The following is a 24,148-nucleotide window of genomic DNA, read 5'->3' as shown; positions in this document are numbered from 1 at the left end:
TATGAGGCTTGTCTGGCGCCCGATCAACGGGTCGGGCGCCAGGCGAGGAGGCGGCGCTCCACCTCGCCGATGAGGGTCGCGGCCACATAGCCGAGGGCCCCAAGCAGGATGACGCCGGCGAACAGGTCCGGCGCGCGGAACATGCGGGCAGAGACCAGGATCCACTGGCCAAGCCCGTCGAGCCCCGCCACCATCTCGCACACCACAGAGAGGATGAGAGCCACGGTGAGGCTCACCCGCATGCCCGCCAATATGTCCGGCAAGGCCGAGGGGAGCGAAATGCTGGTGATGGTCTTCAGGCGCGACAGATTGAGCGCCTGCGCCACCTCCAGGAGGCGCGGCTCCACGCCCCCATAGCCGTGAATGGTGGCCAGCAGCATGGGCCAGAGCGTGCCGAAGGCGATGACGAAGATGGCCATGCTCTCGGACAGGCCATAGAGCGCGATGGCCACCGGAATGATGGCAGAGACCGGCAAGGGCCGCAGGAATTCCAGCCCCGGCGCCACATAGAGGCGCGCGCGGCGCGACGTGCCGATGAGCGAGCCCAGCACCACGGCTGCGATGGAGGCCGCGAACCAGCCGAACGTCATATGGCGGATCGTGCCGATGAGCTTGTCGCCCAGCCCGCGATTGGCGAACCCGTTCACCAGCGCCGCCCACGCCTTGTCGGGACCGGGCAGGAAGATGGGCGAGACGAGCTGGGCATTGGCGACCATCTGCCAGACCACGATCAGCCCAGCCGCGACGGCGAAGCTGGCGAGACGCCAGACGATTTTGGACGTGGCGGTCATTGCATCGCCTCCGACAGAGCGGCGCGACCGAACAGATGGCGCTGGGCGAAGAGGAGAACAGCGTTCCAGCCATAGCCGACGATGCCGATCCACACGAGATAGCCGAGCATCAGGTCCGGCCGAAGCGCCTGCTGGGCGGTCATGATGCCATAGCCGAGACCTTGTGGATTGAGCGTGATCTCCACCGTCACCGCCACGATGAGCGCCGATCCGGCGGCCAGGCGAAAGGCCACGAAGATGTTGGGCAAGGCGGCCGGCAGGATGATCTTGGTGACGGTGGCCAAGCGCGAGAGCCTGAGCACGCGGGCCACCTCCAGGAGGCGCGGCTCGACCCCCTGAACCGCCGCGCGGGTGAAGATGAGCGTGGTGAACAGGCAGGTCTTGGCGACGATGGACAGTTCCATCGCATAGCCGAAGCCGAAGATCATGAGCGCGATGGGCAGCAAGGCCACGGAGGGGATGGGGCGCACGGATTCGATGGTCACTTCCAGCAGTCGGTCCAGCCAGCCCATCAGGCCGAGCGCGATACCCAGGACCAGACCGATGGCCCCGCCGATGAAGAGGCCACTGACCGCCCCCACAAGGGTCTGGCCGGTGGCGGCGAGGATGGAGCCGTCCGCCAGCCCCCGCGCCAGCGCCACCAGGACCGCGGAAGGCGGGGCGAGCGAGTCCGAGGCGATGGGGAAAAGGCGCAGCCACACCTCCATGCCCAGCACGCAGGCGGCCGGCAGGAGCAGCCCCTTGAGGCGATCGCTCCTCATGCGCGGTGACCCTCGGAGGTCTCGATGAAGTCGAACAGCACCCGCCGCAGGCGCAGGAATTCGGGCTCCTCGCGGGTGGCCAACTGGTTGCGCGGGCGCGGCAGATGGATGGGCACTTCGATCCCCACACGGCCCGGATGGGGCAGCAGCCCCACAACCCGGTCGCCCAGATAGATGGCCTCTTCCAGGTCATGGGTGACAAAGACGATGGTCGCCCCCGTCTCGGCATGCAGTGCCAGCACCTCGTCCTGGAGTGACTGACGCGTCATGGCATCGAGGGCGCCGAAGGGCTCGTCCATGAGCAAAGCCTGTGGCTCCTGGGCAAGGCACCGGGCGATCTGGAGGCGCTGCTGCATGCCCCCCGACATCTGGGTGGGATATTTATCCGCATGTCCCGCCAGGCCCACCTTGCCGAGGCAGGCCTCGATGCGCCGCGGGCGCTCCCCGGCGGGCACCTTGGCCGCTTCCAGCGCCAGCGAGATATTGCCCGTGGCCGTGCGCCAGGGCAGCAGCGCGCGGCCATAGTCCTGGAACACGATGGCCACGTCCTGCCGGGGCGCCGTCATGGGCGCATCGTCGAACAGCACGGCCCCGCGCGACGGCTTGAACAGGCCGCCGGCGAGGCGCAACAGCGTGGTCTTCCCGCATCCGGACGCGCCCACGATGCACAATATCTCGCCCTTGCGGACCTCGATGGCGATATCGTTGAGGATCAGCTTCCCGCCGAGCGAGAGATCCACGTTCTGGAAGCGGTAGAGCGAAGAGGGGGCGGACGGGGCCGCGCCGGCAAGGGTCATGTCTTGTCCGCCTCGGGATAGATGTATCTCAGGGTCGACCGGATATGAGCGGCCAGCGCCGTGCGCGCCGGCTCGAAATCGCGCTCCAGAACCAGCCGGGCGAGGGTCTCGTGAGAGGTGTTGAAGCGCGCCGGATCGGAAAAGCGCCGCATCATCACGCGCCGGTAGCGATAGGCCTGGTCATAGAGGTTGGAGATGGACTGGGTGAGACGTGGCGAGCCGGAGGCGCCCACCAGGGTGGAATGGAAGGTCTTGTGGTGGGCGTCGAACTCCTCCGCCCCCTCGCCAAAGGCCGTTCCATGGCGTTCCACATAACGCTTGAGCCGGTAAAGGCTCGCCACGATGTCCGCCTCCCAGCCATCGCCGCCCCGCTCGATGGACAGCCGGAGCGCCTCGGTCTCCAGCGTCACCCGCACATGGGTGATGTCAGCCAGATCGCTGCGCTCCAGCGGCGCGACGCGGAAGCCGCGCTGCCCGATGGCGAGGATGAGGCCGGTGGACGTGAGCCGCGAGAGCGCCTCGCGCATGGGGGTGGCCCCGATGCCATAGCGCTTGACCAATTCCACCACCCCCAGACGGCTGCCCGGCACCAGCGCGCCGGACAGGATGTCCCGTTCCAGCGCGACGATGGCGCGCGCCGTGAGCGTCTCCTCACCCTGGACGGGTGCGGGAGGGGGGACGGGGGCTGGCCTCATGCGGTCTCTCTCAGGGGAAGATGAGGGTCTTCACGTTGGGCGTGCCCTGGAGCAGGTGCTGCTGCTTCATGACATCGATCCACCACAGCAGATCCTCGGGCTTCAGGTTGGGGTCGGCGAGATTGCGCGTCACCGAGCGCACCAGCTCTGGCTGCTGGCCGGTGAACTTGGCCACCGCCGCCACGGCCTTGTCCTCGTCATTATTGGCGATCACCGCGCCCTCGGCGATGGCGGCGCGGAAGGCGGCCACGGCCTCTTTGTTCTGCTCGGCCCAGGTCCGTGCGGCGGCGTAGAAGATCACCGGGTCCTTGCGATCCAGTTCCGCCGCATAGCGGAAGGCCACCGCACCGACGCCCGCATTGGTCATGCGCGTGACAGTCGGCTCGGAGCTGACCACCGCATCCACCGCCTGCGAGCGCATGACGTCGGGCATGGTGGGGAAGGTGACCTCGACGAAATTGACCTTGTTGGGGTCCACGCCCTTGTCCATCAGCCATTTGACAAACAGCACGTGGAGATAGGCACCAAGCCCGGGCGCGCCCACCTTCTTGCCCACGAAATCCTGCGGCTTGGTGATGGTGAGCCCGTTGCGCACGAACACCGCCACATTGGGATTGGTGCGCGGCGACATGACGGAAGCGCCGGCCAGAGCCACCAGGGGCAGCCCGCCATCCACCGCCTGCAGGAACACGGTGGAGGTGGGACCGCCCACCTGGATGGAGTTGGACAGGATGGCGGCGGGGATGTTGGAGTTGATGCCGATGCGCACCATCTCCGCCTCGATGCCGTGCTTGCGGAAGATGCCTTCGTCGGTGGCCACCATGGCGGACACGCAGTCCGAGGTGGCCGTGCAGCCGATCTTGATCTTGTGCTGGGCGCTCGCCGCGCCTGCGGTCAGCACCATGGCCAATGACGCCGCGATCACGCCAAATGCGCGCTTCATGCCTCACTCCCTATGCCACCAATGCCCCGACGGATGTCTTGACTTGGCTTTTTTATCGATATTTTGTTGTTCTATATTTTGGGGAAGGAAGCAAGCATGAAACTCGCCACCGTGGTCCACCAGGGCCTGGAGAAAGTGGCCGTCGTCCATGACGGCGATACGCGCCTGTTCGATCTGGCGGCGGCAGCGGAGCGGGGCGGCAGCCCCACGCAGGCCTTTGCCTCCATGCTCGATTTGATCGACGGCGGCGAGCGCGCCCTCGACCTCGCCCGCGCGGTATTCGCCACGCATGCCGCCGAACAGGACCTGTCCTTCGCCCTCGCCGACGCGCGCCTCCTGGCGCCGCTGCCGGTGCCGCGCCAGATGCGGGACGGCATGTCTTTTCCCCAGCACATCCTCCAGTCGCCGCGGGGCAGTGCCGCCATGCAGGCGCGCCTGCAGGGGAATTTGGAGGAGGCAGAGCGGATCGCCAGCGAGCCCTTGGGCGACTTGCCGGAGGTCTATCGCAAGGTGCCCATCTACTACATCACCAATCGCTTCGCGGTGGGCGCGCCGGGCTCGACCGTCATGTGGCCGCGCTACAGCCGCGTGATGGACTATGAGCTGGAACTGGCCTGCATCACCTCGCGCAAGGGCTCAGACATTCCCGCCTCCCGGGCCCGCGAGCACATATTCGGCTTCACCATCTTCAACGACTTCTCCGCCCGTGACATCCAGCGCGTGGAGATGGCCGGCCGCCTCGGCCCCGCCAAGGGCAAGAGCTTCAACGGCTCCAATGTGTTCGGGCCCTGGATCGTCACCACCGACGAGATTGGCGACCCCTACAGCCTGCGCATGCAGGCGCGGATCAATGGCGAGACCGTGTGCGACAACGTCTCGCGCGGCATGCTGTTCTCGTTCGAGGAGATCATCGCCCATATGTCGCAGGACGAGACCCTCATGGCCGGCGAGTTCATCGGCTCGGGCACGGTGGGTTTCGGCTGCGGGCTGGAGAATGGCCATCTCTTGAAGGATGGCGACCGGATCGAGCTGGAAATCGAGAAGATCGGCATCCTGGCCAATAGCGTGAAGGTCCAGGAGGCGCGCGCGGCGGCCTGAGCACCGCCCGCGGGCGTGGCGGCGGGTCACGCCGCCACGCCTTGCGGTCAGTCGATGATGGCCACGGCCCGCGTCCATCCGGCGGAGGCGCGCTCGATCTTCACCGGGAAGCAGGACACGGTGAAGCCGGTGGACGGGAGCTGTTCCAGCTTGTGGAGCTTCTCGATATGGCAGTAGCCGATGTGGCGCCCGGCCTTGTGCCCCTCCCAGATCAGGGCCGCATCGCCCGTCTCCTTGTACTTGCGGGCGGTGTGGACGAAGGGGGCGTCCCAGCTCCAGCCGTCCGTGCCGGTGACACGCACACCGCGCTCCAGCAGGTACATGGTGGCCTCGTAGCCCATGCCGCAGCCGGAGGCCACATAGTCGGCCTGCCCGAACTTGGCGCCGGCGGACGTGTTCACCAGCACGATGTTGAGCGGCTGCAGTTCATGGCCGATGCGCTTGAGCTCCTCCTCCACGTCGGCGGCGGTGACCACATAGCCGTCGGGGAAATGCCGGAAATCCAGCTTCACGCCGGGCTGAAGGCACCAGTCGAGCGGGATCTCGTCGATGGTGGCCGACCGCTCCCCCCGGTTCATGGTGGGGTGATAGTGCCAGGGCGCATCCAGATGAGTGCCGTTATGGGTGGATAGGGTCACACGCTCCACCGCCCAGCCCTGCCCTTCCGGCAAATCCTCGGCCTTCAGACCCGGAAAGAAAGACAGCATCCTGGCAAGATTGGCCTGATGATCCAAATATTCGATCACCGGATGACCGCCAGGCGGATCAGCCGGAACGTCATTTTGGAGCGGTATCGATATATCGATGAGACGACGAGACAAAGGATCCTCCATATTTTCTGATTGTATGACGGGAAGCTACATTTCAGTGAAGCGATTTTCAATTCATTTCTGAAATTTCTCTTCAATAACAAAAGCTCGCATCCCAGCGCCATGGCCCCGCGGGAGCCGTCCGCACGCCCTTCGACACGCCCCCCTCCCGCCCTCCCAACCGCTCGAACGGCGGCCGGCGTCGCGGCCAAGGGCCGAGCCACATGACGCGCCTCCCGACCTGCTCACCTTTTGGCCTGTCGAAGCCTGCGCTTCTGGGATAGGTCTGGCCGCAAAGGCGCAGACAGAAACTTGGCGGAAGGCCAAGGGCGGACGCCATCCGCCGCGAATGCGCAGCGCCCTCTGGCGCGCGCCCCAGGCGAAGGGACCGGGGTTTCCATATGGCCGGATCGGAAGGCGCGGAACGCGCGCCCGCCGGCCGCACTTTAAGGGGCGGGGCTCGCCCCACGTCAGCGTTCCGTTTCACGCCGCGCGGGTGGCTCTGCCCGTCCCGTCGCACGCACCATATCCGCACCGGGTGGGCCGCGCCCGCCCGCTCCAGAGGCCCAGATGCTCATCCACGCCGGCTACGAGATTGCCTACACCTGCCCCCAGCCGACGCCCATGATCCTGACGCTGAGCGTTCATCCCTCGCGGATCAACGATCTGGTCAGTCTCGACCGGGCGCATTTCGACCCGCCGCTCGACGCCAACACCTATCACGACAGCTTTGGCAATTTCTGTCATGTGATCCAGGCTCCCGCAGGTCCGCTCACCCTGCGCGCGGACTTCGTCATCCGCGACAGCGGCCTGCCCGACGACATTGCCCCCGCCGCGCCCCAGCACGCGCTCGGCGACTTGCCCGTGGAGGTGCTCATCTATCTCCTGGGCAGCCGCTATTGCGAGACCGATCGCCTGAGCCCCTTTGCCTGGTCCACCTTCGGCCATGTGGCAAAGGGCTGGCCGCTGGTGCAGGCCATTTGCGATTTCGTGCACGGCCACATCGCGTTCGACTATGCTCATGCCAGTCCGCTGAAGACCGCCTTCGATGCCTATACGAGCCGGCAGGGCGTGTGCCGCGACTTCGCGCACCTCGCCATCACGCTGTGCCGCTGCATGAACATTCCCGCGCGCTACTGCACCGGCTATCTCGGCGACATCGGCGTCCCCCCAGACCCGGCACCGATGGATTTCAGCGCCTGGTTCGAGGTTTATCTAGGCGGGCGCTGGTACACGTTCGATGCCCGCCACAACACGCCGCGCATCGGCCGCATCCTGATGGCGCGCGGGCGGGACGCCACCGACGTGGCCATGGTCACCTCCTTCGGGCCCTCTACGATGACGCACTTCAAGGTGGTCACGGTGGAGAAGCCCTGACCCGGGCACGGGCAAGCAAGGGGCGGGACGATGTTCGCCCCTTGGCTTTTTGCCGCAAAAGATCGCCACATTTATCGATCTTGTGTTATGATGAAATCCATGAACCCGAAATTTGATACTTCCGGCTGGGTCGAATTCATTGTCGGCATCCGGTCTCCCCGCGGACGGTTCCAGATCGTGCGCGTCATGCCCTCCGAGCAGGGTGAGCCCAAATATCGCGTGAAAGGGGAGAAGGAGGCGTTTGAGCGGATCGCGAGCGAATCCGAACTGCGCCCCTGGTCGGAAATCTAGCTGAGGGTGCGATTTCGTAAAACCGCGCCTTGCTATAAACACAATAGCCCCCTACATTGGGGTTGTCTGATTTTGACGGCTGATTTTGCGGCGCGCCATAGCGCCTGACGATACCTCCCTTCAATTTCTAAACTATCGTTCGTCCCGTCAGGCCGGGGCGAATACACATGCGCGATTGAAAGGAAGTCGTCATGAATTTCGGTACTGTGAAGTGGTTCAATGCCACCAAGGGCTTCGGCTTTATTCAGCCTGACAATGGCGGTTCCGATGTGTTCGTTCACATCTCCGCCGTGGAACGTGCTGGCATGGCCGGCCTCGCCGAAGGCCAGAAGCTCCAGTTCGACATCGTCCGGGACAACAAGTCCGGGAAGAGCTCGGCCGGAAATCTTCAGGTCGCGTGATTGATCGACCCGCTGGACCACGGATGTACTGGCTGGCGGGAAGATTGATCTGGTCGATCAGTGAAGGCCCCTCCTCTTCGAGGTGGGGCTTTTTGCTGTCCGGCCCCTCGATCGCGACAGGCGCCACGGCGCGCGCGCCAAAGGTCCCAGCGGGGCGAAGACAGTAGTTTCCGAGTGAAAACTTGGCTGACGCCCTCGTCTCATCCATGCCTTCACAATGGAATTGACCCAGCACGAAACTCTTTTCAGCTTGGGCATTGAAAATGTGGTATGGTGTCGGATGACACCGACAACCCCCAATCAGAAGCAGCTGTCCAGCGCCGAAAGTCGCCGCCAGCTGGAAGAATCCGTCGAGCGGGCCATGGAGCGCTATAAAAGCGACTTCGAGGCCGTCCGTGCCAACAGCGAACGCCTGCGCGAGGCGCGCGAAGCCCGCGACGAAGCCGTGCGGGACGAAGCTCAGGCCAAGGACGCTCACGCCAAGCCGGCCGTGAAAAAGCAGGCAGTGAAAAAGCAGGCCAGCAAGCGCGTGCCCAAGGCCTGACGTCCGCGCACGCCAGCGACTCCCCCGGGCCCGCCGTCCGCGCGGATCCCCGATCGCGAAGGCCTGTGATCCACCCGCCTACGAATGAATGCCCTTCCGGCCGTCCCCCTGCTTGCGTATCGCGGCTGGCGTCTGCCGCTTGGCCCTCCCCAGCTTCCCCCGCACGTATGTCGCGCTGCCTCCCGCAGGTGCGGTGCGCTATAAGCCGGGCGTTGGAGGTGCCGCATGACGATCACCGCGCAAGCCGAGGAGAGGACGACGGACTGCGTCATTGCAGGCGCCGGACCCGGTGGGCTGATGCTCGCCTTCCTGCTGGCGCGGGCCGGGATCGACGTGACCGTGGTGGAAAAGCACGCGGACTTCCTGCGCGATTTTCGCGGCGACACGATCCATCCCTCCACCCTGGAAGTGATGCACGAGCTGGGCCTCCTGGACGACCTCCTGAAGCTGCCCCACACGCAAGCGCCCCGCCTCCATGCGGAAATCGGCGGCCGCGACGTCACCATTGCTGATTTCTCCCGCCTGCCCACGCGATGCCGCTTCATCGTCTTCATGCCGCAATGGGACTTCCTCGACTTCCTGGCGCGGGAAGCCGCGCGCTACCCCCATTTCCACCTCGTCATGCAGGCGCAGGTGGAAGGCCTCCTGGAGACGGAGGGGCGCATTGCCGGCGTGTCCGCCCGCACCCCGCAAGGCCTCGTTCACATCCGCGCGCCACTGGTGATCGGCGCTGATGGACGCAATTCGCGCGTCCGGTCGCAGGCGGGGCTGGTGGTGGAGCAGTTCGGTTCGCCCAGCGACGTGCTGTGGATGAAACTCTCCCACCAGCCGGACGACCCGCCCTACACCATGGGGCATGGCGGGCCGCGCCAGGGCTTTGTGATGGTGGATCGCGGCAGCTACTGGCAATGCGGCTATGTGGTGCGCAAGGGCAGCTTTGCGGACATCAAGGCATCGGGCCTGCCCGCCTTCCGCGCGGCGGTGGCGGCGGTTTCGCCTCTGCCGGCGGAGCGCATGGCGGAGATCGGCACCTGGGATGACGTGCAATTGTTGAGCGTGCGCATCGACAAGCTGAAGCGCTGGTGGCGGCCGGGCCTCCTGTGCATCGGTGATGCCGCCCATGCCATGTCTCCCATTGGCGGCTTCGGCGTGAACCTGGCCATCCAGGATGCGGTGGCCGCCGCCAACATCCTGGCCGCCCCTTTGCGCGCCGGCACGCTGAATGACCGGCATCTGGCCGCCGTGGAAGCGCGGCGGAGCTTCCCCACCCGCGCCACCCAGAAGCTGCAGCTGATGATGCGGCGCGACCGCCGCCAGAGAGAGGACGACCCGGCCCGCAAGAGCGGCCCGCCCGCCTTCATGCGCCAGATCGCCCGCTGGCCGCTTCTGGCGCACCTGGCCGGGCGCCTGGTCGGCCTCGGCCTGCGGCCCGAGCATGTCCGGGCCGATCAGCGACCCATGTCCTGACGCCTCGCGTCGCACGTTACGCGGGCTTTATGCGGGCCGGCCTATTCCACCTATCGGCTTTACGTCCGTGAGGCGTAGCTCCGGGTCAGTCTGAACCGGAGCTCGTCATGACCGCCGACCTTGTGTTTCTTGCCGGGGGCCTTGCGCTGTTCGCGCTCGCCTCCTTCGCCGTCCTCGCCGCCGACCGGCTCTGAGAGGACGTGCCATGACCCTCGATCTTGGCCTCGGCCTCGCCACGGCCGCCTTCCTTTTCGCCTATCTCGTGGTGGCGCTGCTGCGCCCCGAGATTTTCTAGGAGGGCGGCATGACCACCGATTTCCTCCAGTTCGCCCTTTTCCTTGGGCTCCTGCTCGCCCTGGCGCTTCTGCTCGGCGCCTATATGGCGGCGACCTTCGCCGGCAATGTGCGCTTCCTCGCGCCCCTGGAACTGGCGCTGCTCAAGGCCGCCGGGCCGGCGGCGCAGAAGGACCAGCGCTGGACCTCCTATGCGCTCGCCCTCCTGGCCTTCAATGCGGCGGGCTTCGTGCTGCTCTTCCTCGTCCTCATCTTCCAGGACCATCTGCCGCTGAACCCGCAGGGCTTTGATGGGCTGTCGGCGCCGCTCGCCTTCAACACCGCCATTTCCTTCGTGACCAACACGAACTGGCAGTCCTATGGCGGCGAGACGACGCTCTCCAATTTCAGCCAGATGGTGGGGCTCACCACCCAGAACTTCGTCTCCGCCGCCACCGGCATGGCAGTCGCGGCGGCCGTCGCGCGGGGGTTTGCCGCCCGGCAGGGCAAGACGGTGGGCAATTTCTGGGTCGACCTCACCCGCGCCACCCTTTATGTCCTGCTGCCCGGCGCCCTTGTCCTCGCACTCGTCTTCGCCTGCGCCGGCATGCCCCAGACGCTGGCCGCCGCCTTCGATGCCACGACGCTGGAAGGCGCCCGCCAGACCCTGTCGCTCGGCCCCGTGGCGAGCCAGGTGGCCATCAAGCAATTGGGCACCAATGGCGGCGGCTTCTTCAACGTGAATTCCGCCCATCCGTTCGAGAACCCCACCGCTTTCACCAATTTCGTCTCCACGCTCGCCATCCTCGCGCTCCCTGCCGCCTTCTGCTTCACCTATGGCCGCATGGTGGGCGACCGGCGGCAGGGGCGCGCGCTGTTCGCCGCCATGGCGCTGCTGTTCGTCGTCGGCTTCGCCGCCCTCTATGCCGCCGAGCAGGCGGGCAACCCGCTCCAGGCGGGGCTGGTGGATGCGGCCTCCGGCAACATGGAGGGCAAGGAGGTGCGCTTCGGCATCCTCGGCTCCACCTTGTGGGCGACGGCCACCACGGCGGCGTCGAATGGCTCGGTCAATGCCATGCATGACAGCTTCACGCCGCTTGGCGGCCTGATCGCCATGCTCAACATCCAGCTGGGCGAAGTGGTGTTCGGCGGGGTGGGCGTGGGGCTGACCGGCATGCTGCTGTTCGTCATCCTGGCCGTGTTCCTGGCGGGCCTCATGGTGGGCCGCACACCGGAATATCTGGGCAAGAAGATCGAGGCGCGGGAGGTGAAGCTGGCCGCGCTGACCCTTCTGGTGATGCCGGTGGGCACCCTCGTGCTCGCGGCCCTCGCCATCGCCGCCGGTACGGCCCAGACCTCGGTCCAGGATGCCGGGCCCCACGGGCTTTCCGAGCTGCTCTATGCCTATTCCTCCGCCAGCGGCAACAATGGCTCGGCCTTTGCCGGCTTCTCCGCAAACACCGCGTGGCACAACACGTTCCTGGGCATCGCCATGATGCTGGGGCGGTTCGGCTACATCATCCCCATCCTGGCCATCGCCGGAAGCCTGGCGGCCAAGAAGACAGCGCCGCCGACCGCGGGCACCTTCCCCACCCATGGAGCGCTGTTCGTGGCCTTGCTGGTCGCCACGATCCTCATCGTCGGCGCGCTCACCTTCCTGCCCGTCCTCGCCCTCGGCCCCATCGCCGAGCACGTCTCCCTTCTTTCCGGCCGGACCTTCTGAGGCCTCCTGATGAGCAAGCATTCCTCTCTCGAAGCGGGCCTGTTCGCGCCCGAAATCCTCGGCCCTGCCGTGGGTCAGGCGTTCCGCAAGCTCGACCCGCGCAGCCTGGCGCGGAATCCCGTCATCTTCTCCACCGCCCTTGTGAGCCTCGTCTCCACCTTTCTGGCGGGTCGCGAGATCCTGGTGGGTGGGCCGAACGGCCTCATCGGGGCCGAGATCGCGCTCTGGCTGTGGTTCACGGTGCTGTTCGCCAATTTCGCAGAGGCCGTCGCCGAGGGGCGCGGCAAGGCGCGGGCGGATGCCTTCCGCGCCACCAAGTCCTCCGCGCAGGCCAAGGTCCTGGACAACCCGGCGGACCGCACCACAGTCCGCGCCCGTGACATCGAGCGCGTGGAGGTGGGCGCCTTCATCCTCGTGGAGGCCGGCGACATCATCCCCACCGACGGCGAGGTGGTGGAGGGCGCCGCCTCCGTGGATGAAAGCGCGATCACCGGCGAGAGCGCGCCCGTGATCCGTGAATCCGGCGGCGACCGCTCCTCCGTCACCGGCGGCACACGGCTTGCCTCCGACTGGCTGGTGGTGCGCGTCACCGCCAAGCCCGGCGAGACCTTCCTCGATCGCATGATCGCGCTGGTGGAAGGCGCCAAGCGCCAGAAGACGCCCAACGAGATTGCCCTCGACATCCTGTTGGCGGCCCTCACCCTGGTCTTCCTTCTGGTGGTGGTGACGCTGCCCGTCTTCGCCTCCTGGTCGGGCACCACCATCCCGGTCATCTACCTGGCGGCCCTGTTCGTCACGCTCATCCCCACCACCATCGGCGGCCTGCTCTCGGCCATCGGCATCGCCGGCATGGACCGCCTGGTGAAGGCCAATGTGGTGGCCAAATCCGGCCGCGCGGTGGAAGCGGCGGGCGACATCGACGTGCTGCTGCTGGACAAGACCGGCACCATCACCTTCGGCAACCGCATGGCGGATGCCTTCGAGCCGGCGCCGGGAGTCAGCGAGGAGGAACTGGCGCAGGCCGCAGCCCTGGCTTCGCTGGCGGATGACACGCCGGAAGGAAAGTCCATCGTGGAACTGGCCCGGCGCAAGTTCACCATCGCATCGGAGCTGGGCGCGGGAGCCGCCTTCGTGCCGTTCAGCGCACACACCCGCATGTCCGGCGTGGACCTGCCCGGCGGCGCCTCCCTGCGCAAGGGCGCGTCCGATGCCATGGCGGTCCTCTCCGGCGCCCCGCTGAGCCCGGCCGTGGACCAGATCGTCAAGCGCATCGGCGCCTCCGGCGGCACCCCTCTTGTGGTGGCGCAGGACCGCCGCGTGCTCGGCGTCATCCACCTGAAGGACGTGGTGAAGCCCGCCATCCGCGAGCGCTTCGCCGAGCTGCGCCGCATGGGCATCCGCACGGTGATGATCACCGGCGACAATCCGCTCACGGCCGCGGCCATTGCCGCCGAGGCAGGCGTGGATGACTTCCTCGCCGAGGCCACTCCGGAGAAGAAGCTGGAGCTGATCCGCCGCGAGCAGGCCTCCGGCCGCCTGGTGGCCATGTGCGGTGACGGCTCCAACGATGCCCCCGCCCTCGCCCAGGCGGACGTGGGGGTCGCCATGAACACCGGCACGCCCGCCGCCAAGGAGGCGGGCAATCTCATCGACCTCGACAGCGACCCCACCAAGCTCATCGAGATCGTCCTCGTGGGGAAGCAATTGCTCATCTCGCGCGGGGCCCTCACCACCTTCTCGGTGGCCAACGACGTGGCCAAGTACTTCGCCATTCTGCCGGCCCTGTTCGTTGCGGCCTATCCGGGCCTCGGCATTCTCGACGTGATGGGGCTGGGCAGCCCGCAATCGGCCATCCTCTCCGCCGTCATCTTCAATGCGCTTGTCATCGTGGCGCTCATTCCCATCGCGCTCAAGGGCGTGGCCTATACCCCGGCCCCCGCCGCCACTTTGCTCGGACGCAACCTGCTGATCTACGGGCTCGGCGGGCTTGTGGTGCCGTTCATCGGCATCAAGGCCATCGACCTCCTGGTCGATCTGCTGCACCTGGCCTGAAAGGACACGCCATGACTTCCCCTCTTCGCCCCGCCCTGGTGCTCCTTGCCGCATTCACCGCGCTCACGGGCATCGCCTATCCGCTCGCCGTCACCGGCATCGCCCAGGTCGCCTTTCCGGCGGCGGCCAATGGCTCGCAGGTGAGCGTCGGCGGCCGCGTGGTGGGCTCGGCCCTGGTGGGCCAGTCCTTCACCTCCGAGCGCTATTTCCATGGCCGGCCCTCCGCCACCACCGCCCCCGACCCGCAGGATCCCGCCAAGAGCGTGGACGCCCCCTATAATGGCGCGAGCTCCACCGGCTCGAACCTCGCCCCCTCCTCCGCCGCCCTGGCGGAGGCGGTGAAGGCGCGGGTGGCGGCGCTGGGTGGCGGGCCGGTTCCGGCTGATCTCGTCACCAGCTCGGCCTCGGGGCTTGACCCCGACATCTCGCCGGCCGCGGCGGCCCTGCAGGTGGGCCGGATCGCCAAGGCCCGCGGGCTGAGCGAGGACGAGGTGCGCGTGCTGGTGAAGCGCAATACCATGGGGCGCGCGTTCGGCCTCCTGGGCGAGCCGCGCGTCAACGTCCTGGCGCTCAACCTGGCGCTCGACGGCATGAAAAGGGAACCGGCAGGCGCAATGTGATGCAGACCCCTTCCGAGGAGCGCCCCGCGCCCGAAGCCTTCCTGGAGGAGGCCCGCACGGAGGCGCGCGGCCGGGGCGGCCCCGGACACCTGAAGATCTTCCTGGGCGCCTCCCCCGGCGTCGGCAAGACCTTCGCCATGCTCGAGCAGGCCCGGGCGCGCCAGCTGGCCGGCGTCGACGTGGTGGTGGCCCTGGTGGAGACCCATGGCCGCGCCGAAACGGCCGCGCTCCTGCGCACGCTCGAGCAATTGCCGCGCCGCGCCGTTGCCTATCGCGGCCAGAGCCTGAGCGAGCTGGATCTCGACGCGCTGCTGGCGCGGCACCCGGGCCTTGCCCTCATCGACGAGCTCGCCCACACCAACGCACCCGGCTCGCGCCATCCCAAGCGCTGGCAGGACGTGCTGGAGGTGCTGGAGGCCGGTATCGACGTGACCACCACGCTCAACATCCAGCACATTGAGAGCCTCAACGACATCGTCTCGCGCATCACCGGCGTGCGGGTCGCCGAGACCGTGCCGGACCATGTGCTCCAGCGGGCCGACGACATCGAGCTCATCGACCTGCCGCCGGAAGAGCTGATCAAGCGCCTCAAGGACGGCAAGGTCTATGTGCCCCAGCAGGTGGGGCGCGCGCTGGAGAATTTCTTCTCCAAGGGCAACCTCACTGCCTTGCGCGAGCTGGCGCTGCGCACCGCCGCGAGCCGGGTCGACGCGGAGATGCTCGCTTACATGCGGGCCAATGCCGTCAAGGGCCCATGGCCCACCGAGGAACGCCTGCTCGTGTGCGTCAACGAGGCGCCGGTGGCCAAGACCCTGGTGCGGGCGGGGCGGCGCATGGCGGACCGGGCGCGCATTCCATGGATCGTCGCCACCGTCCTCACTCCGCGCCACGAAACCCTGCCGGCGGAAGCCCGCGCCGCCACTTTGGATGCCCTGCGCCTCGCCGAGACGCTGGGGGCGGAAACGGTGACCCTGCACGCGGAATCCGACGCAGTTGCCGAGCTTCTGCGCTTCGCCCGCAGCCGCAATGTCTCCCGCCTGGTCGTCGGCCGCCCCCGCGGGCATGGCGCCTGGTGGCGCAAGGTGGCGGGCTTGCTCCGCGAGCCGGTGGCGGACCGGCTCCTGGACGCTGCCACCGATTTCGAGGTGACCATCGTCACGGCCCTGGACGCCGCCAGCCGGCGCGCGGGGCTGCAATGGAAGGTGGTCCGTCCCGACTGGCGGGGCTATGTGGCTGCGCTCGGCGCCATCGCGCTGGCAAGCCTCGTGGCGTGGCCCATCGGGGTCTGGGACGCCATCCCCGGAGGCGCCATTTCCGCCATCTACCTCACCGCCGTGCTCGTGGTCGGCGCGACCTATGGGCTCGGTGCCTCGCTGGTGGCGACGGTCCTGGGCTCGATGGCCTACAACTTCCTCTATACGGAGCCCTACTACACCCTCGCCGTCAGCAATCCGGAGGACGTGGTCTCCATCCTCGTCTTCCTGGTGGGCGCGATCTTCACCGGCACGCTGGCCGGGCGCCTGAAGGCCCAGGTGGAGAGCATGCGGGCGGCGCAGCGCCGCACCGAGACGCTCTACGACTTCGCCCGCAAGATCGCCTCCGCGAGCAATCTCGACGACGTGCTATGGGCCGGCGCGTTTCATATCGCGGCCACCCTCGACTGCCAGTCCCTGATCCTCATGCCCGGCCCGGCGGGGGGGCTGGAGCAGGTGCAGGGCCATCCCTCCATCGAGGACCTGGATGCCCGCTGCGAGGCGGCCGCCCGATGGGCGTTCGAGCACAATGCGCCCGCCGGCTCCGGCACGGCCACCTTGCCCATGAGCGAATGGCTGTTCGTGCCGCTTGCGACGGGCGAGAGGACGCTGGGCGTCATCGGCGTGCGGTTCAAGGACCGCACCCGCAGCCTCGATCCGGAAACCCGCCGCCTGTTGCTGGCCGTGGAGGACCAGGTGGCCGTGGCGGTGGAACGGGTGCGGCTCGCAGGCGAACTGGCGGATGCACGGGTCTCCAATGAAAGCGAGCGGCTGCGGGGCGCGCTGCTGAACTCCGTGAGCCACGATTTGCGCACGCCGCTGGCCACCGTCATCGGCACCGTCTCCACCCTCGCCGAGAACAGCACCGCCCTCACCGCGGATGACCGGCGCGAACTCATCGGCACCGCCCTCGACGAAGCCCGGCGGCTCGACCGTTATGTGCAGAACCTCCTGGACATGACGCGCCTGGGCCACGGCGCACTCAGTCCCCGACGGGCGCCGGTGGAACTGGCCGAGATCGTGGGGCGCGTGCGCACAGACTTGGCCCGGCTGCTGTCGGCCCACCATCTGGCGGTTGAGATCCCCCACGATTTGCCCATGCTGAACGTCGACCCCGTCCTCATCGGCCAGGCGCTCACCAACGTGTTCGAGAATGCCGCCAAATATGCCCCGTCCGGCACCACCATCACCGTGGCGGCGCGGGTGGTGGGCACCGATGCCCTGGTCTCCATCACCGACGAAGGGCCAGGCATACCCGACCGGGAGCGGGAGAAGGTGTTCGACCTGTTCCACCGCGTCACCGAGGGGGACGCGCGCCCGGCAGGCACAGGCCTCGGCCTTGCCATCGTGCGCGGCTTGGTGGAGGCTCACGGCGGCACGGCCAGCGCGCTGGCGGGGCCGAACGGACGGGGCGCGACCATCGTGTTGCGCCTACCGCTGGCCGCCGCGCCCATCGACGACGGAACATGACGCAGCAAGACCCGCCCCGCGCCCGCATCCTGATCGTGGAGGACGACGCGCCGATCCGCCGCTTCCTGCGCATCGCCCTCGGCAGTGGCGGCTATGACGTGACCGAGGCTGAGCGGGGGCGGCAGGGCATCGAGCTTGCAGCCACCTCGGCGCCCGACTGCGTGGTGCTGGACCTTGGCCTGCCGGACATGGACGGCAAGGCCGTCATCGCCGCCATCCGGGACTGGTCGCGCGTGCCCATCCTGGTCCTGTCGGTGCGCGACCAGGAGACGGAGAAGATCGCCGCCCTCGATGCCGGCGCCGACGACTATGTGACCAAGCCGTTCGCCGTCGGAGAACTGCTCGCGCGCCTCAGGGCGCTGCTGCGCGCGCGCCTCGACCGCGCGGCGGAGCCCGCCCAACGGGTGCTCGGGGCCCTCACCGTCGACCTCGCCAATCGCACGGTGCGGGTGGATGCGCGCGAGGTGAAGCTCACGCGCAAGGAGTTCGACGTCCTCGCGCTTCTGGTGCGCCATCCCGGGCGGCTGGTGGCGCACCGCCAGATCCTCGCCACCGTCTGGGGCCCGGCCCATGCGGACGACACGCACTATCTGCGCATCGCCATCGGCCATATCCGAGACAAGCTGGGCGACGAAGCCGCGAACCCGCGCTTCATCGTCACAGAGCCGGGCGTCGGCTACCGGCTCAAGGACGGCTGAGGCCGAGCACCCGTCCAGCTTCAGGCGAGGCCGAGAAAAGGCCGGCACCGAGAGGGTCACCGCGCGGTCGGGCCTCCCCCGCGACCGTCATGGTGCGCACCTGTCTCACCGGAAGGCTAGACAGGCTCACCCGCAAGGCGGGCTCAGGGGCGAAGATGGGTCCCGTCAGACCAGGGAATGGAGCAGGGCCGGGAAGCGGCTGAAGGTCTGGGTGAGGCGTGCGGCGGAGACCTGCAATTCCGCCAGCCGCTCCGCCACCAGGCGCTCGGCGGTGAGCTTGCCGGAATAGCCTGAGCTGTTGATGGCGGCCACCACCCGCCCAGACGCATCCCGAACCGGCACGGCGAGCGACGTCACGCCATAATCCAGCTGGTCCACCGCCACCGCATAGCCCTGCTGGCGCGCCTCCGCCAGGATCTGGCGCAGGCGGGCGGGATCGGTCTCCGTATGCTCGGTCAGCTTCACCGGGCGCAACTGAGCCAGGTACATGTCGATGGCCTCCTGCGGCATGCGCGAGAGCAGGACGCGACCCATGGAGGTGGCATAGCCGGGATAGGTGACGCCGACCCGGGCCATGGGCCGGGACGCGCGCTGCTCGGAGCAATGGGCCACATAGAGGATGTCCGGCCCGTCGAGCACGCTCACCGAGGAGGCATCGCCGAACATGTTCACCAGGCGCCGCAATTCGGGCATCAGCGCCTCGTCCACATGGGAAGCCCGCTGATAGGCGGCACCCAACGTGAGCACGCGGGCGGCCAGCACATAGCGCTTGTTGATCTCCCGCACATAGCCGAGCGCCGCGAGCGTATGGAGGCTGCGCCGCGCGGTTGCGGGGCGAAGGCCGGTGCGGCGCGCCACGTCGGTCAGGGACATTTCCGGGTGGAGGTCATCGAAGCTCTCCAGCACGGCTAGGCCACGCGCCAGCGCCTCGACGAACTCCTTGCCGTCGCCCGGCCCCTCTCTTGCCCCGTCCCCACTCATGCCTCGCCGGTCCCTATTTTTCGTCAGGCGAAATTTCTTTCGAGATTGAGCATTCTTGCCGCCATGTCAAGGCAGCGCGCGCGGGACGCCCACTTGTTGCTTGCTGCGCCTTTTGCTGCAAGCGCGAAGAAGAAATGCCGGGAACTATTCGCTTGACACCCAAACGGGCAGGCGCCAACCTTAACTCGAATAAAAATTCGCCTAGCGAAAATATAAAACGGAAACGCCGCCAAGCCTTCACATCCAACCCGCCTGCGGCCTCTATGGCCCCTGGGCGACGGCGGCGTGTCCTACGTGGCGAGACGGCGTGCCGCCGGGGAGACGTGCTTTGAAAATTGGTGCCGATACAGCCCCCACCACCTCCATCTCGGGTTCCAACCCGCAGACCATCATCGTGCGTGGCCACGACCTCGTTGAGGATCTCATCGGGCGCATCAGCTTCACCGCCCACACCTGGCTGCTCATCGCCGGTCAATTGCCGAGCCCGGCGCAGGAAGCCATGCTCAATGCCACGCTGGTGGCCATCGCCGAGCATGGCCTCGTGCCCTCCGTGCAAGCCGCGCGCATGACCCTCGCCTCGGCGCCGGAAGCTCTTCAGGGGGCGGTGGCCGCCGGGCTTCTGGGGTGCGGCTCGGTCATCCTCGGCGCCTCGGCGACGGCCGGGGTGATGTTCGCCGAAATCCTGGACGAGCAGAAGGCCTCGGGTGGTTCGCTGGAGGACGCCATCGTCAAGACCGTGCGCGCCTACCGGGCGGCCAAGCGCGCCATCCCCGGCTACGGCCATCCCCTCCACAAGGACGGCGACCCGCGCGCGCTCCGGCTCTTTGCGGTCGCCAGCGAGCTGGGGTTGAACGGGACCCATTGCGAGGTGGCACGGGAGGTGGAGCGCAGGCTCCCCGAACTGGTGAACCGCCCTCTGGTCATGAACATCTCGGCCGCCATTCCGGCCGTTCTCCTGGATGCGGGCTATCCGCTGCTGGCTTTGCGCGGCGTGCCGCTGCTGGCGCGCACCGCCGGGCTCATCGGCCACCTGCTGGAGGAGCAGACGCACCCCATCGGCTTCCTGATGTCCCACGCGGCGGCGTCCGCCATCAGCTATGACGGCCCGGCCCCCGAGGGCTTCGTGGCCAACGAAAATTGAGAGGGGCCGCCATGTTCGGGGTATTGAACGAGGTGCGCATCGTCGAGCAGGGCACCTTCATCACCGGCCCCTGCGCCGGCATGATGCTGGCCGATCTCGGCGCCGACGTCATCAAGGTGGAGAGCGCCGGCAATGGCGATCCCTATCGCAGCTTCAAGAGCGGCTTCTACAGCGCCCATTTCCAGGCCTATAACCGCAACAAGCGCAGCATCGGCCTGGACATGAAGGCGGAGGCGGATCGCGCCGTCTTCTATGACCTGATCCGGGAAGCGGACGTCTATATCCAGAATTTCCGCCCCGGCGCGGCCGCCCGCATCGGGGCCGACTATGAGACGCTGCGGGCCATCAATCCGCGCCTTGTCTATTGCTCCATCAGCGGCTTCGGGCCGGACGGGCCTTATGCCAAGCGCCCGGTCTATGACTCGGTGGCCCAGGCGGTCAGCGGCTTCCTTTCCGTCGCCATCGATCCCGAGCAGCCGCGCTTCATCGGCCCGGCGCTGGCGGATGCCATCACCGGCATCTATGCGGCGCTCGGCATTGCCGGCGCGCTGGTGGAGCGCGGCCGCACGGGGCGCGGGCGGCTCGTGGAAATCTCCATGCTGGAAGCCATGATGCATTTCGCCGTGGAGCCCTTCATGGGCTATTTCGCGCTCGGCGAGCTGCCCTCCGGCGTCGACCGGCCGCGGCTGGCGCAGGCCTTCATCGTGCGCTGCAAGGATGAGAAGCTCTTTGCCTTCCACCTCTCCTCGCTGGACAAGTTCTGGGACGCATTGGTGGAAGCCACCGGCGCCGCACACCTCGCCAGCGACCCGCGCTTTGCCATCCGCCAGAAGCGCATCGACAATTACCTGGAGCTGGCCGAGGCGCTGAACGCCGTCTTCGGGCAGAAGGACCGCGCCGCCTGGGTGGAGCGTTTTTCGGGCTTTGACGTGCCCTATGCCCCCATCAACACCATTCCCGATGTGGTGGATGACCCGCAGGTGAACCATCTCGGCATGATTGTCCCGGTGTCGGAGCGCGTGGAGGGGGCATCGCGGACCGTTCGCCCGGCCTATAGTTTCGACGGCGAGCGCGCGGCCGCGGTGAAGGCCGCGCCCACGGTGAACGAGAATGGCGAGGCCATCCGATCCGCGCTGGCTTTGCACCCCGGCGCGTGGCCGGCCCGGCATCTCCAAGTCGAGCCTGCCTGACCCTTTTGCTGAATTCGAAAAAGAACGCGTGACGCCAAAGTATCGCGTGACCCAGAAAAGCAAGCGGAGAGGAAACAATGGCCACCCTGGCGGCCGTCCTGGCCACCACCCACCACCCCTTCTATCTGAAGGCCACGACCGCGCCCGTGGAGGAGCAGATCCCCCAGGCAGCGGAGTGGAAGCGCAAGGTCGAAGCCTACCGGGAGACGCTGACCCGCGCGCAGCCGGACATCCTGGTGATGGTGGGCGCCGACCACTTTCACCAGTTCTTCCTGGACAATTACCCGACCTTCCTGATCGGCAAGGCCGCCCGCTACGACGCCACCTTCTACAATGAGGAGCGCGAGTTCGGCCTGCCCAAATTTGTGCTGGAAGGCCATGAGGACCTCTCGCGCTTCATGCACCAGGGCCTGATGGATCGAGGCTTCGACTTCGCCTTCAGCCATGAGCTGAAGATCGACCATTCCATCATCTGCCCGATCATCACCACCCGGCCGCAGGCGGACCTGCCCATCGTGCCGATCTACACCAACATCTTCGCCCCGCCTCTGCCCTCGCCCCGGCGCTTCTGGGAGCTGGGACGAGCGATCCGCGAGGTCATCGACGCCTATCCCACGGACAAGCGCATCGCCGCCGTCGGGTCCGGGCATCTGTCCCTGGAACTGGGCGGCCCCCGCCAGTTCGGCGAGCATGGCCCCGATCCCGAGTTCGACGTGAAGGCCATCGAGTGGCTCGCCAATGGCGATATCGACGCCATCCTCGAAAACGTCACCCACGAAAGCATGAGCCGCAGCGGCAACGCCACCCACGGCTTCATGGACCTCATCCTGATGATGGGGATCGCCGGTCCGCAACACAAGGCGGCCTATGTGGACAGCCTCGACCTCTTCCACACCCGCGAGGCCTACCTGACCTGGTATCCCGAGGAGGGGCGCGCATGAGCAAGTATTATGTGAACAAGTTCCTCTTCACCGTGGATCGCAATCCCGAATATTTGCAGCGCTACAAGGAGGACCCGCGCTCCTTCGTCGCCACCTGGGAGCAGTCCATCGGACCTTGCCTCAACGAGGTGGAGCGCTTCACGGTGAACAGCTTCACGCCGGAGGAGCGCGAGGCGCTCATCAATCACGACTATGTGGCCCTGTTCGAGATGGGCGCCCATTTCTTCCTGTCGCTGACCATCTTCATCGCCATCTATGATGAAGACTATATGCGCCGGAGCGGCCCCCTGGCCTTCCAACGGGAAATGGCAGCGCGGCTGCAGCATTGGACCGGGAAGGACTATCCCACCGTCGCGCTCTAGAGCATGCGCCGATCAGCCTGCAATGCAGCTGATCGGATCACGCATTCTCTATCAATGCGTTAGAGCGCGTCTGGCACGCCGGCACCAGCCGGCGGGCGCATCAAAAAAGAAACGGCCCGGGATGTCCCGCAAGGCCGGAAAAACAGACCATCGGGAGGACATCATGACCATCTCACGCAGGAGCTTCGGCAAGCTTGCCGCCGCCACCGGTCTTGCGGTTGCCGCCCCCGCCATCTGGACCTCGGGCCGCGCGCAGTCCGGCCCCATCCGCATCGGCACGAGCTTCTCCATGACCGGGCCGCTCTCGTCCACGCGGGCGGGCCTTATCGGGCTGCAGATCTGGCGCGACGACATCAATGCCGCCGGCGGCCTTCTGGGCCGTCAGGTGGAGATCGTCACCTATGACGACCAGAGCACGGTCTCGCAGATCCCGAGCATCTTTTCCAAGCTCGTGGACATCGACAAGGTGGACATCCTGCTGTCGCCCTACGGCGCCGTGCTGTCCGCCCCCGTCATGCCCTTCATCAAGCAGCGCGGGCGCTTCATGATCGGCATGTTCGCGCTGGCTGCCAATGAAGGCGTGAAGAGCGACCGCTACTTCCACAGTGCCCCCTGGGGGCCGGACGCCAAGGTCAATTGGGCGCGCGGCTTCTTCGAACTGGGCAAGTCCGTCGGCTGCAAGCGCATCGCCATCCTGAACGCCGACGTGGAATTCGCCAAGGTCTCGGCCGCCGGCGGCAAGATGGCGGTGAAGGATTTCGGCCAGGAGGTGGTGTTCGACCAGAGCTATCCGCCCAATACGTCGGACTTCTCCGCCATCCTGCGCAACCTGCGCGCCGCCGAGCCGGATGCGGTGTTCGTCTGCTCCTATCCCCCGGACAGCGCCGCCTTGGTGCGCGGCCTCTCGGAAGTGGGGGTCGGGGACAGCGTCAAGCTCTTCGGCGGCGGCATGGTGGGGCCGCAATATGCCTCCACCCTCCAGGCGCTGGGCCCGGCGCTCAACGGCATCGTCAACTTCAACCTGTTCCTGCCGGAAAAGACCATGCTGACGCCGGCCGTCACCAAGTTCCTCGACCGCTACACGGCAATCGCGGTGCCGGAAAAGCTGGACGCGCTCGGCTACTACATTCCCCCCTTCTATTATGCGGCGGGCGAGATGATCGCGGCGGCGGTGAAGGGGGCGGGCTCCACCGACAATGCCGCCATGGCCAAGTGGATGCATGCCAATCCGGTGAAGACCCTGGTGGGCGACGCCACCTTCAACGAGACCGGCGACTGGACGCAGCGGCGCGTGCTGATGACCCAGTTCCAGGGCATCAAGGGCAATGACATCGAGCAGTTCCGCCAGCCGGGCCGCCAGGTCATCCTCGATCCGCCGGCGCTGAAGTCCGGCGACCTCATCTCGCCCTTCATGAAGGCGCGCAGCTGAGCTGCGGCGGGTTTCAGGCCACAGATGACCCGGCGCTGGCG

24 protein-coding genes are annotated in these 24,148 nt (G+C 67.0%); 17 read left to right on the top strand and 7 right to left on the bottom strand.

Annotated features, from left to right (window positions below):
* Positions 1 to 23 precede the first annotated feature (23 nt).
* Genes PV781_RS17885 through PV781_RS17865 form a run of 5 tightly spaced genes read right to left on the bottom strand, consistent with a single transcriptional unit; the run spans position 24 to position 3,987 of the window.
* Positions 24 to 791: an ABC transporter permease gene (locus PV781_RS17885; protein WP_274777000.1), complete on the bottom strand. Its 768-nt coding sequence runs from the start codon at positions 789 to 791 to the stop codon at positions 24 to 26.
* The gene (locus tag PV781_RS17880; RefSeq protein ID WP_274776999.1) at positions 788 to 1,552 is read right to left on the bottom strand and encodes an ABC transporter permease; all 765 of its coding nucleotides are present in this window, start codon (positions 1,550 to 1,552) and stop codon (positions 788 to 790) included. Before PV781_RS17880 ends, PV781_RS17885 begins: the two co-directional genes overlap by 4 nt.
* Positions 1,549 to 2,349, bottom strand: coding sequence for an ABC transporter ATP-binding protein (locus PV781_RS17875; RefSeq protein WP_274776998.1), 801 nt, complete (start codon positions 2,347 to 2,349; stop codon positions 1,549 to 1,551). The genes PV781_RS17880 and PV781_RS17875 overlap by 4 nt, the downstream gene beginning before the upstream one ends.
* On the bottom strand, positions 2,346 to 3,044 hold the full coding sequence (locus tag PV781_RS17870) for a GntR family transcriptional regulator (protein WP_274776997.1): 699 nt from the start codon (positions 3,042 to 3,044) through the stop codon (positions 2,346 to 2,348). The genes PV781_RS17875 and PV781_RS17870 overlap by 4 nt, the downstream gene beginning before the upstream one ends.
* 10 nt (positions 3,045 to 3,054) lie before the next feature.
* On the bottom strand, positions 3,055 to 3,987 hold the full coding sequence (locus PV781_RS17865) for an ABC transporter substrate-binding protein (protein ID WP_274776996.1): 933 nt from the start codon (positions 3,985 to 3,987) through the stop codon (positions 3,055 to 3,057).
* Positions 3,988 to 4,083: 96 nt separating this feature from the next.
* On the opposite strand from PV781_RS17865, the gene PV781_RS17860 reads away from it, so the two are divergent.
* Positions 4,084 to 5,085 (top strand): fumarylacetoacetate hydrolase family protein, encoded by a 1,002-nt coding sequence (locus PV781_RS17860; protein ID WP_274776995.1) that lies wholly within the window; start codon positions 4,084 to 4,086, stop codon positions 5,083 to 5,085.
* 47 nt (positions 5,086 to 5,132) lie between these two features.
* Here PV781_RS17860 and PV781_RS17855 read toward each other — a convergent pair whose 3' ends face one another.
* Positions 5,133 to 5,906, bottom strand: coding sequence for a cyclase family protein (locus tag PV781_RS17855; protein ID WP_274776994.1), 774 nt, complete (start codon positions 5,904 to 5,906; stop codon positions 5,133 to 5,135).
* Between the two features lie 558 nt (positions 5,907 to 6,464).
* On the opposite strand from PV781_RS17855, the gene PV781_RS17850 reads away from it, so the two are divergent.
* From PV781_RS17850 to PV781_RS17800, 11 genes are all read left to right on the top strand, one after another.
* On the top strand, positions 6,465 to 7,271 hold the full coding sequence (locus tag PV781_RS17850; RefSeq protein WP_274776993.1) for a transglutaminase-like domain-containing protein: 807 nt from the start codon (positions 6,465 to 6,467) through the stop codon (positions 7,269 to 7,271).
* A gap of 99 nt (positions 7,272 to 7,370) precedes the next feature.
* Complete coding sequence (locus tag PV781_RS17845) at positions 7,371 to 7,562, top strand: hypothetical protein (RefSeq protein ID WP_274776992.1); 192 nt, start codon at positions 7,371 to 7,373, stop codon at positions 7,560 to 7,562.
* A 191-nt stretch (positions 7,563 to 7,753) separates the two neighbouring features.
* Complete coding sequence (locus PV781_RS17840; RefSeq protein WP_209103812.1) at positions 7,754 to 7,963, top strand: cold-shock protein; 210 nt, start codon at positions 7,754 to 7,756, stop codon at positions 7,961 to 7,963.
* A gap of 217 nt (positions 7,964 to 8,180) precedes the next feature.
* Positions 8,181 to 8,507, top strand: a complete 327-nt coding sequence (locus PV781_RS17835; protein WP_274776991.1) for a hypothetical protein — start codon at positions 8,181 to 8,183, stop codon at positions 8,505 to 8,507.
* A gap of 225 nt (positions 8,508 to 8,732) precedes the next feature.
* Positions 8,733 to 9,974 (top strand): FAD-dependent oxidoreductase, encoded by a 1,242-nt coding sequence (locus tag PV781_RS17830; RefSeq protein ID WP_274776990.1) that lies wholly within the window; start codon positions 8,733 to 8,735, stop codon positions 9,972 to 9,974.
* Between the two features lie 205 nt (positions 9,975 to 10,179).
* Positions 10,180 to 10,269, top strand: a complete 90-nt coding sequence (kdpF, locus tag PV781_RS17825; RefSeq protein WP_274776989.1) for a K(+)-transporting ATPase subunit F — start codon at positions 10,180 to 10,182, stop codon at positions 10,267 to 10,269.
* Positions 10,270 to 10,278: 9 nt separating this feature from the next.
* The gene (gene kdpA / locus PV781_RS17820) at positions 10,279 to 11,970 is read left to right on the top strand and encodes a potassium-transporting ATPase subunit KdpA (RefSeq protein ID WP_274776988.1); all 1,692 of its coding nucleotides are present in this window, start codon (positions 10,279 to 10,281) and stop codon (positions 11,968 to 11,970) included.
* A gap of 9 nt (positions 11,971 to 11,979) precedes the next feature.
* Positions 11,980 to 14,022, top strand: a complete 2,043-nt coding sequence (gene kdpB / locus PV781_RS17815) for a potassium-transporting ATPase subunit KdpB (protein WP_274776987.1) — start codon at positions 11,980 to 11,982, stop codon at positions 14,020 to 14,022.
* Between the two features lie 11 nt (positions 14,023 to 14,033).
* Entirely contained in the window at positions 14,034 to 14,642 is a 609-nt protein-coding gene (kdpC, locus tag PV781_RS17810; RefSeq protein WP_274776986.1) for a potassium-transporting ATPase subunit KdpC, read from the top strand.
* Positions 14,642 to 17,365 (top strand): sensor histidine kinase, encoded by a 2,724-nt coding sequence (locus PV781_RS17805; protein ID WP_274776985.1) that lies wholly within the window; start codon positions 14,642 to 14,644, stop codon positions 17,363 to 17,365. Before kdpC ends, PV781_RS17805 begins: the two co-directional genes overlap by 1 nt.
* A complete protein-coding gene (locus PV781_RS17800; protein ID WP_274776984.1) occupies positions 17,362 to 18,063 on the top strand; it encodes a response regulator in 702 nt (233 codons plus the stop codon). The genes PV781_RS17805 and PV781_RS17800 overlap by 4 nt, the downstream gene beginning before the upstream one ends.
* Before the next feature lie 165 nt (positions 18,064 to 18,228).
* On the opposite strand, the gene PV781_RS17795 is transcribed toward PV781_RS17800, so the two are convergent.
* Entirely contained in the window at positions 18,229 to 19,044 is an 816-nt protein-coding gene (locus PV781_RS17795) for an IclR family transcriptional regulator domain-containing protein (protein ID WP_274776983.1), read from the bottom strand.
* A 328-nt stretch (positions 19,045 to 19,372) separates the two neighbouring features.
* Here PV781_RS17795 and PV781_RS17790 point away from each other — a divergent pair, with 328 nt between their 5' ends.
* The 5 genes from PV781_RS17790 to PV781_RS17770 all read left to right on the top strand — a co-directional run bounded on the left by PV781_RS17790 (position 19,373) and on the right by PV781_RS17770 (position 24,107).
* A complete protein-coding gene (locus tag PV781_RS17790) occupies positions 19,373 to 20,185 on the top strand; it encodes a citryl-CoA lyase (RefSeq protein ID WP_274776982.1) in 813 nt (270 codons plus the stop codon).
* A gap of 11 nt (positions 20,186 to 20,196) precedes the next feature.
* On the top strand, positions 20,197 to 21,375 hold the full coding sequence (locus tag PV781_RS17785; protein ID WP_274776981.1) for a CaiB/BaiF CoA transferase family protein: 1,179 nt from the start codon (positions 20,197 to 20,199) through the stop codon (positions 21,373 to 21,375).
* A 77-nt stretch (positions 21,376 to 21,452) separates the two neighbouring features.
* Positions 21,453 to 22,316: a DODA-type extradiol aromatic ring-opening family dioxygenase gene (locus tag PV781_RS17780; protein ID WP_274776980.1), complete on the top strand. Its 864-nt coding sequence runs from the start codon at positions 21,453 to 21,455 to the stop codon at positions 22,314 to 22,316.
* Positions 22,313 to 22,678, top strand: a complete 366-nt coding sequence (locus PV781_RS17775) for a hypothetical protein (protein ID WP_274776979.1) — start codon at positions 22,313 to 22,315, stop codon at positions 22,676 to 22,678. Before PV781_RS17780 ends, PV781_RS17775 begins: the two co-directional genes overlap by 4 nt.
* Positions 22,679 to 22,841: 163 nt before the next feature.
* Complete coding sequence (locus tag PV781_RS17770; protein ID WP_274776978.1) at positions 22,842 to 24,107, top strand: amino acid ABC transporter substrate-binding protein; 1,266 nt, start codon at positions 22,842 to 22,844, stop codon at positions 24,105 to 24,107.
* The last annotated feature ends 41 nt before the right edge of the window (positions 24,108 to 24,148 follow it).

The organism is Aquabacter sediminis (assembly GCF_028863665.1).
In the GTDB taxonomy this organism is placed as follows: domain Bacteria; phylum Pseudomonadota; class Alphaproteobacteria; order Rhizobiales; family Xanthobacteraceae; genus L1I39.
Note: the sequence above shows the minus strand (reverse complement) of the source record. Positions and strands in the feature narration are given on the sequence as shown.

Excerpts from the sequence above, each read along its gene's own strand:
- PV781_RS17885 (WP_274777000.1), bottom strand. The coding sequence starts at position 791 with ATGACCGCCACGTCCAAAATCGTCTGGCGTCTCGCCAGCTTCGCCGTC.
- PV781_RS17880 (WP_274776999.1), bottom strand. The coding sequence starts at position 1,552 with ATGAGGAGCGATCGCCTCAAGGGGCTGCTCCTGCCGGCCGCCTGCGTG.
- PV781_RS17875 (WP_274776998.1), bottom strand. The coding sequence starts at position 2,349 with ATGACCCTTGCCGGCGCGGCCCCGTCCGCCCCCTCTTCGCTCTACCGC.
- PV781_RS17870 (WP_274776997.1), bottom strand. The coding sequence starts at position 3,044 with ATGAGGCCAGCCCCCGTCCCCCCTCCCGCACCCGTCCAGGGTGAGGAG.
- PV781_RS17865 (WP_274776996.1), bottom strand. The coding sequence starts at position 3,987 with ATGAAGCGCGCATTTGGCGTGATCGCGGCGTCATTGGCCATGGTGCTG.
- PV781_RS17860 (WP_274776995.1), top strand. The coding sequence starts at position 4,084 with ATGAAACTCGCCACCGTGGTCCACCAGGGCCTGGAGAAAGTGGCCGTC.
- PV781_RS17850 (WP_274776993.1), top strand. The coding sequence starts at position 6,465 with ATGCTCATCCACGCCGGCTACGAGATTGCCTACACCTGCCCCCAGCCG.
- PV781_RS17845 (WP_274776992.1), top strand. The coding sequence starts at position 7,371 with ATGAACCCGAAATTTGATACTTCCGGCTGGGTCGAATTCATTGTCGGC.
- PV781_RS17840 (WP_209103812.1), top strand. The coding sequence starts at position 7,754 with ATGAATTTCGGTACTGTGAAGTGGTTCAATGCCACCAAGGGCTTCGGC.
- PV781_RS17835 (WP_274776991.1), top strand. The coding sequence starts at position 8,181 with ATGGAATTGACCCAGCACGAAACTCTTTTCAGCTTGGGCATTGAAAAT.
- PV781_RS17830 (WP_274776990.1), top strand. The coding sequence starts at position 8,733 with ATGACGATCACCGCGCAAGCCGAGGAGAGGACGACGGACTGCGTCATT.
- kdpF (WP_274776989.1), top strand. The coding sequence starts at position 10,180 with ATGACCCTCGATCTTGGCCTCGGCCTCGCCACGGCCGCCTTCCTTTTC.
- kdpA (WP_274776988.1), top strand. The coding sequence starts at position 10,279 with ATGACCACCGATTTCCTCCAGTTCGCCCTTTTCCTTGGGCTCCTGCTC.
- kdpB (WP_274776987.1), top strand. The coding sequence starts at position 11,980 with ATGAGCAAGCATTCCTCTCTCGAAGCGGGCCTGTTCGCGCCCGAAATC.
- kdpC (WP_274776986.1), top strand. The coding sequence starts at position 14,034 with ATGACTTCCCCTCTTCGCCCCGCCCTGGTGCTCCTTGCCGCATTCACC.
- PV781_RS17805 (WP_274776985.1), top strand. The coding sequence starts at position 14,642 with ATGCAGACCCCTTCCGAGGAGCGCCCCGCGCCCGAAGCCTTCCTGGAG.
- PV781_RS17800 (WP_274776984.1), top strand. The coding sequence starts at position 17,362 with ATGACGCAGCAAGACCCGCCCCGCGCCCGCATCCTGATCGTGGAGGAC.
- PV781_RS17795 (WP_274776983.1), bottom strand. The coding sequence starts at position 19,044 with ATGAGTGGGGACGGGGCAAGAGAGGGGCCGGGCGACGGCAAGGAGTTC.
- PV781_RS17785 (WP_274776981.1), top strand. The coding sequence starts at position 20,197 with ATGTTCGGGGTATTGAACGAGGTGCGCATCGTCGAGCAGGGCACCTTC.
- PV781_RS17780 (WP_274776980.1), top strand. The coding sequence starts at position 21,453 with ATGGCCACCCTGGCGGCCGTCCTGGCCACCACCCACCACCCCTTCTAT.
- PV781_RS17775 (WP_274776979.1), top strand. The coding sequence starts at position 22,313 with ATGAGCAAGTATTATGTGAACAAGTTCCTCTTCACCGTGGATCGCAAT.
- PV781_RS17770 (WP_274776978.1), top strand. The coding sequence starts at position 22,842 with ATGACCATCTCACGCAGGAGCTTCGGCAAGCTTGCCGCCGCCACCGGT.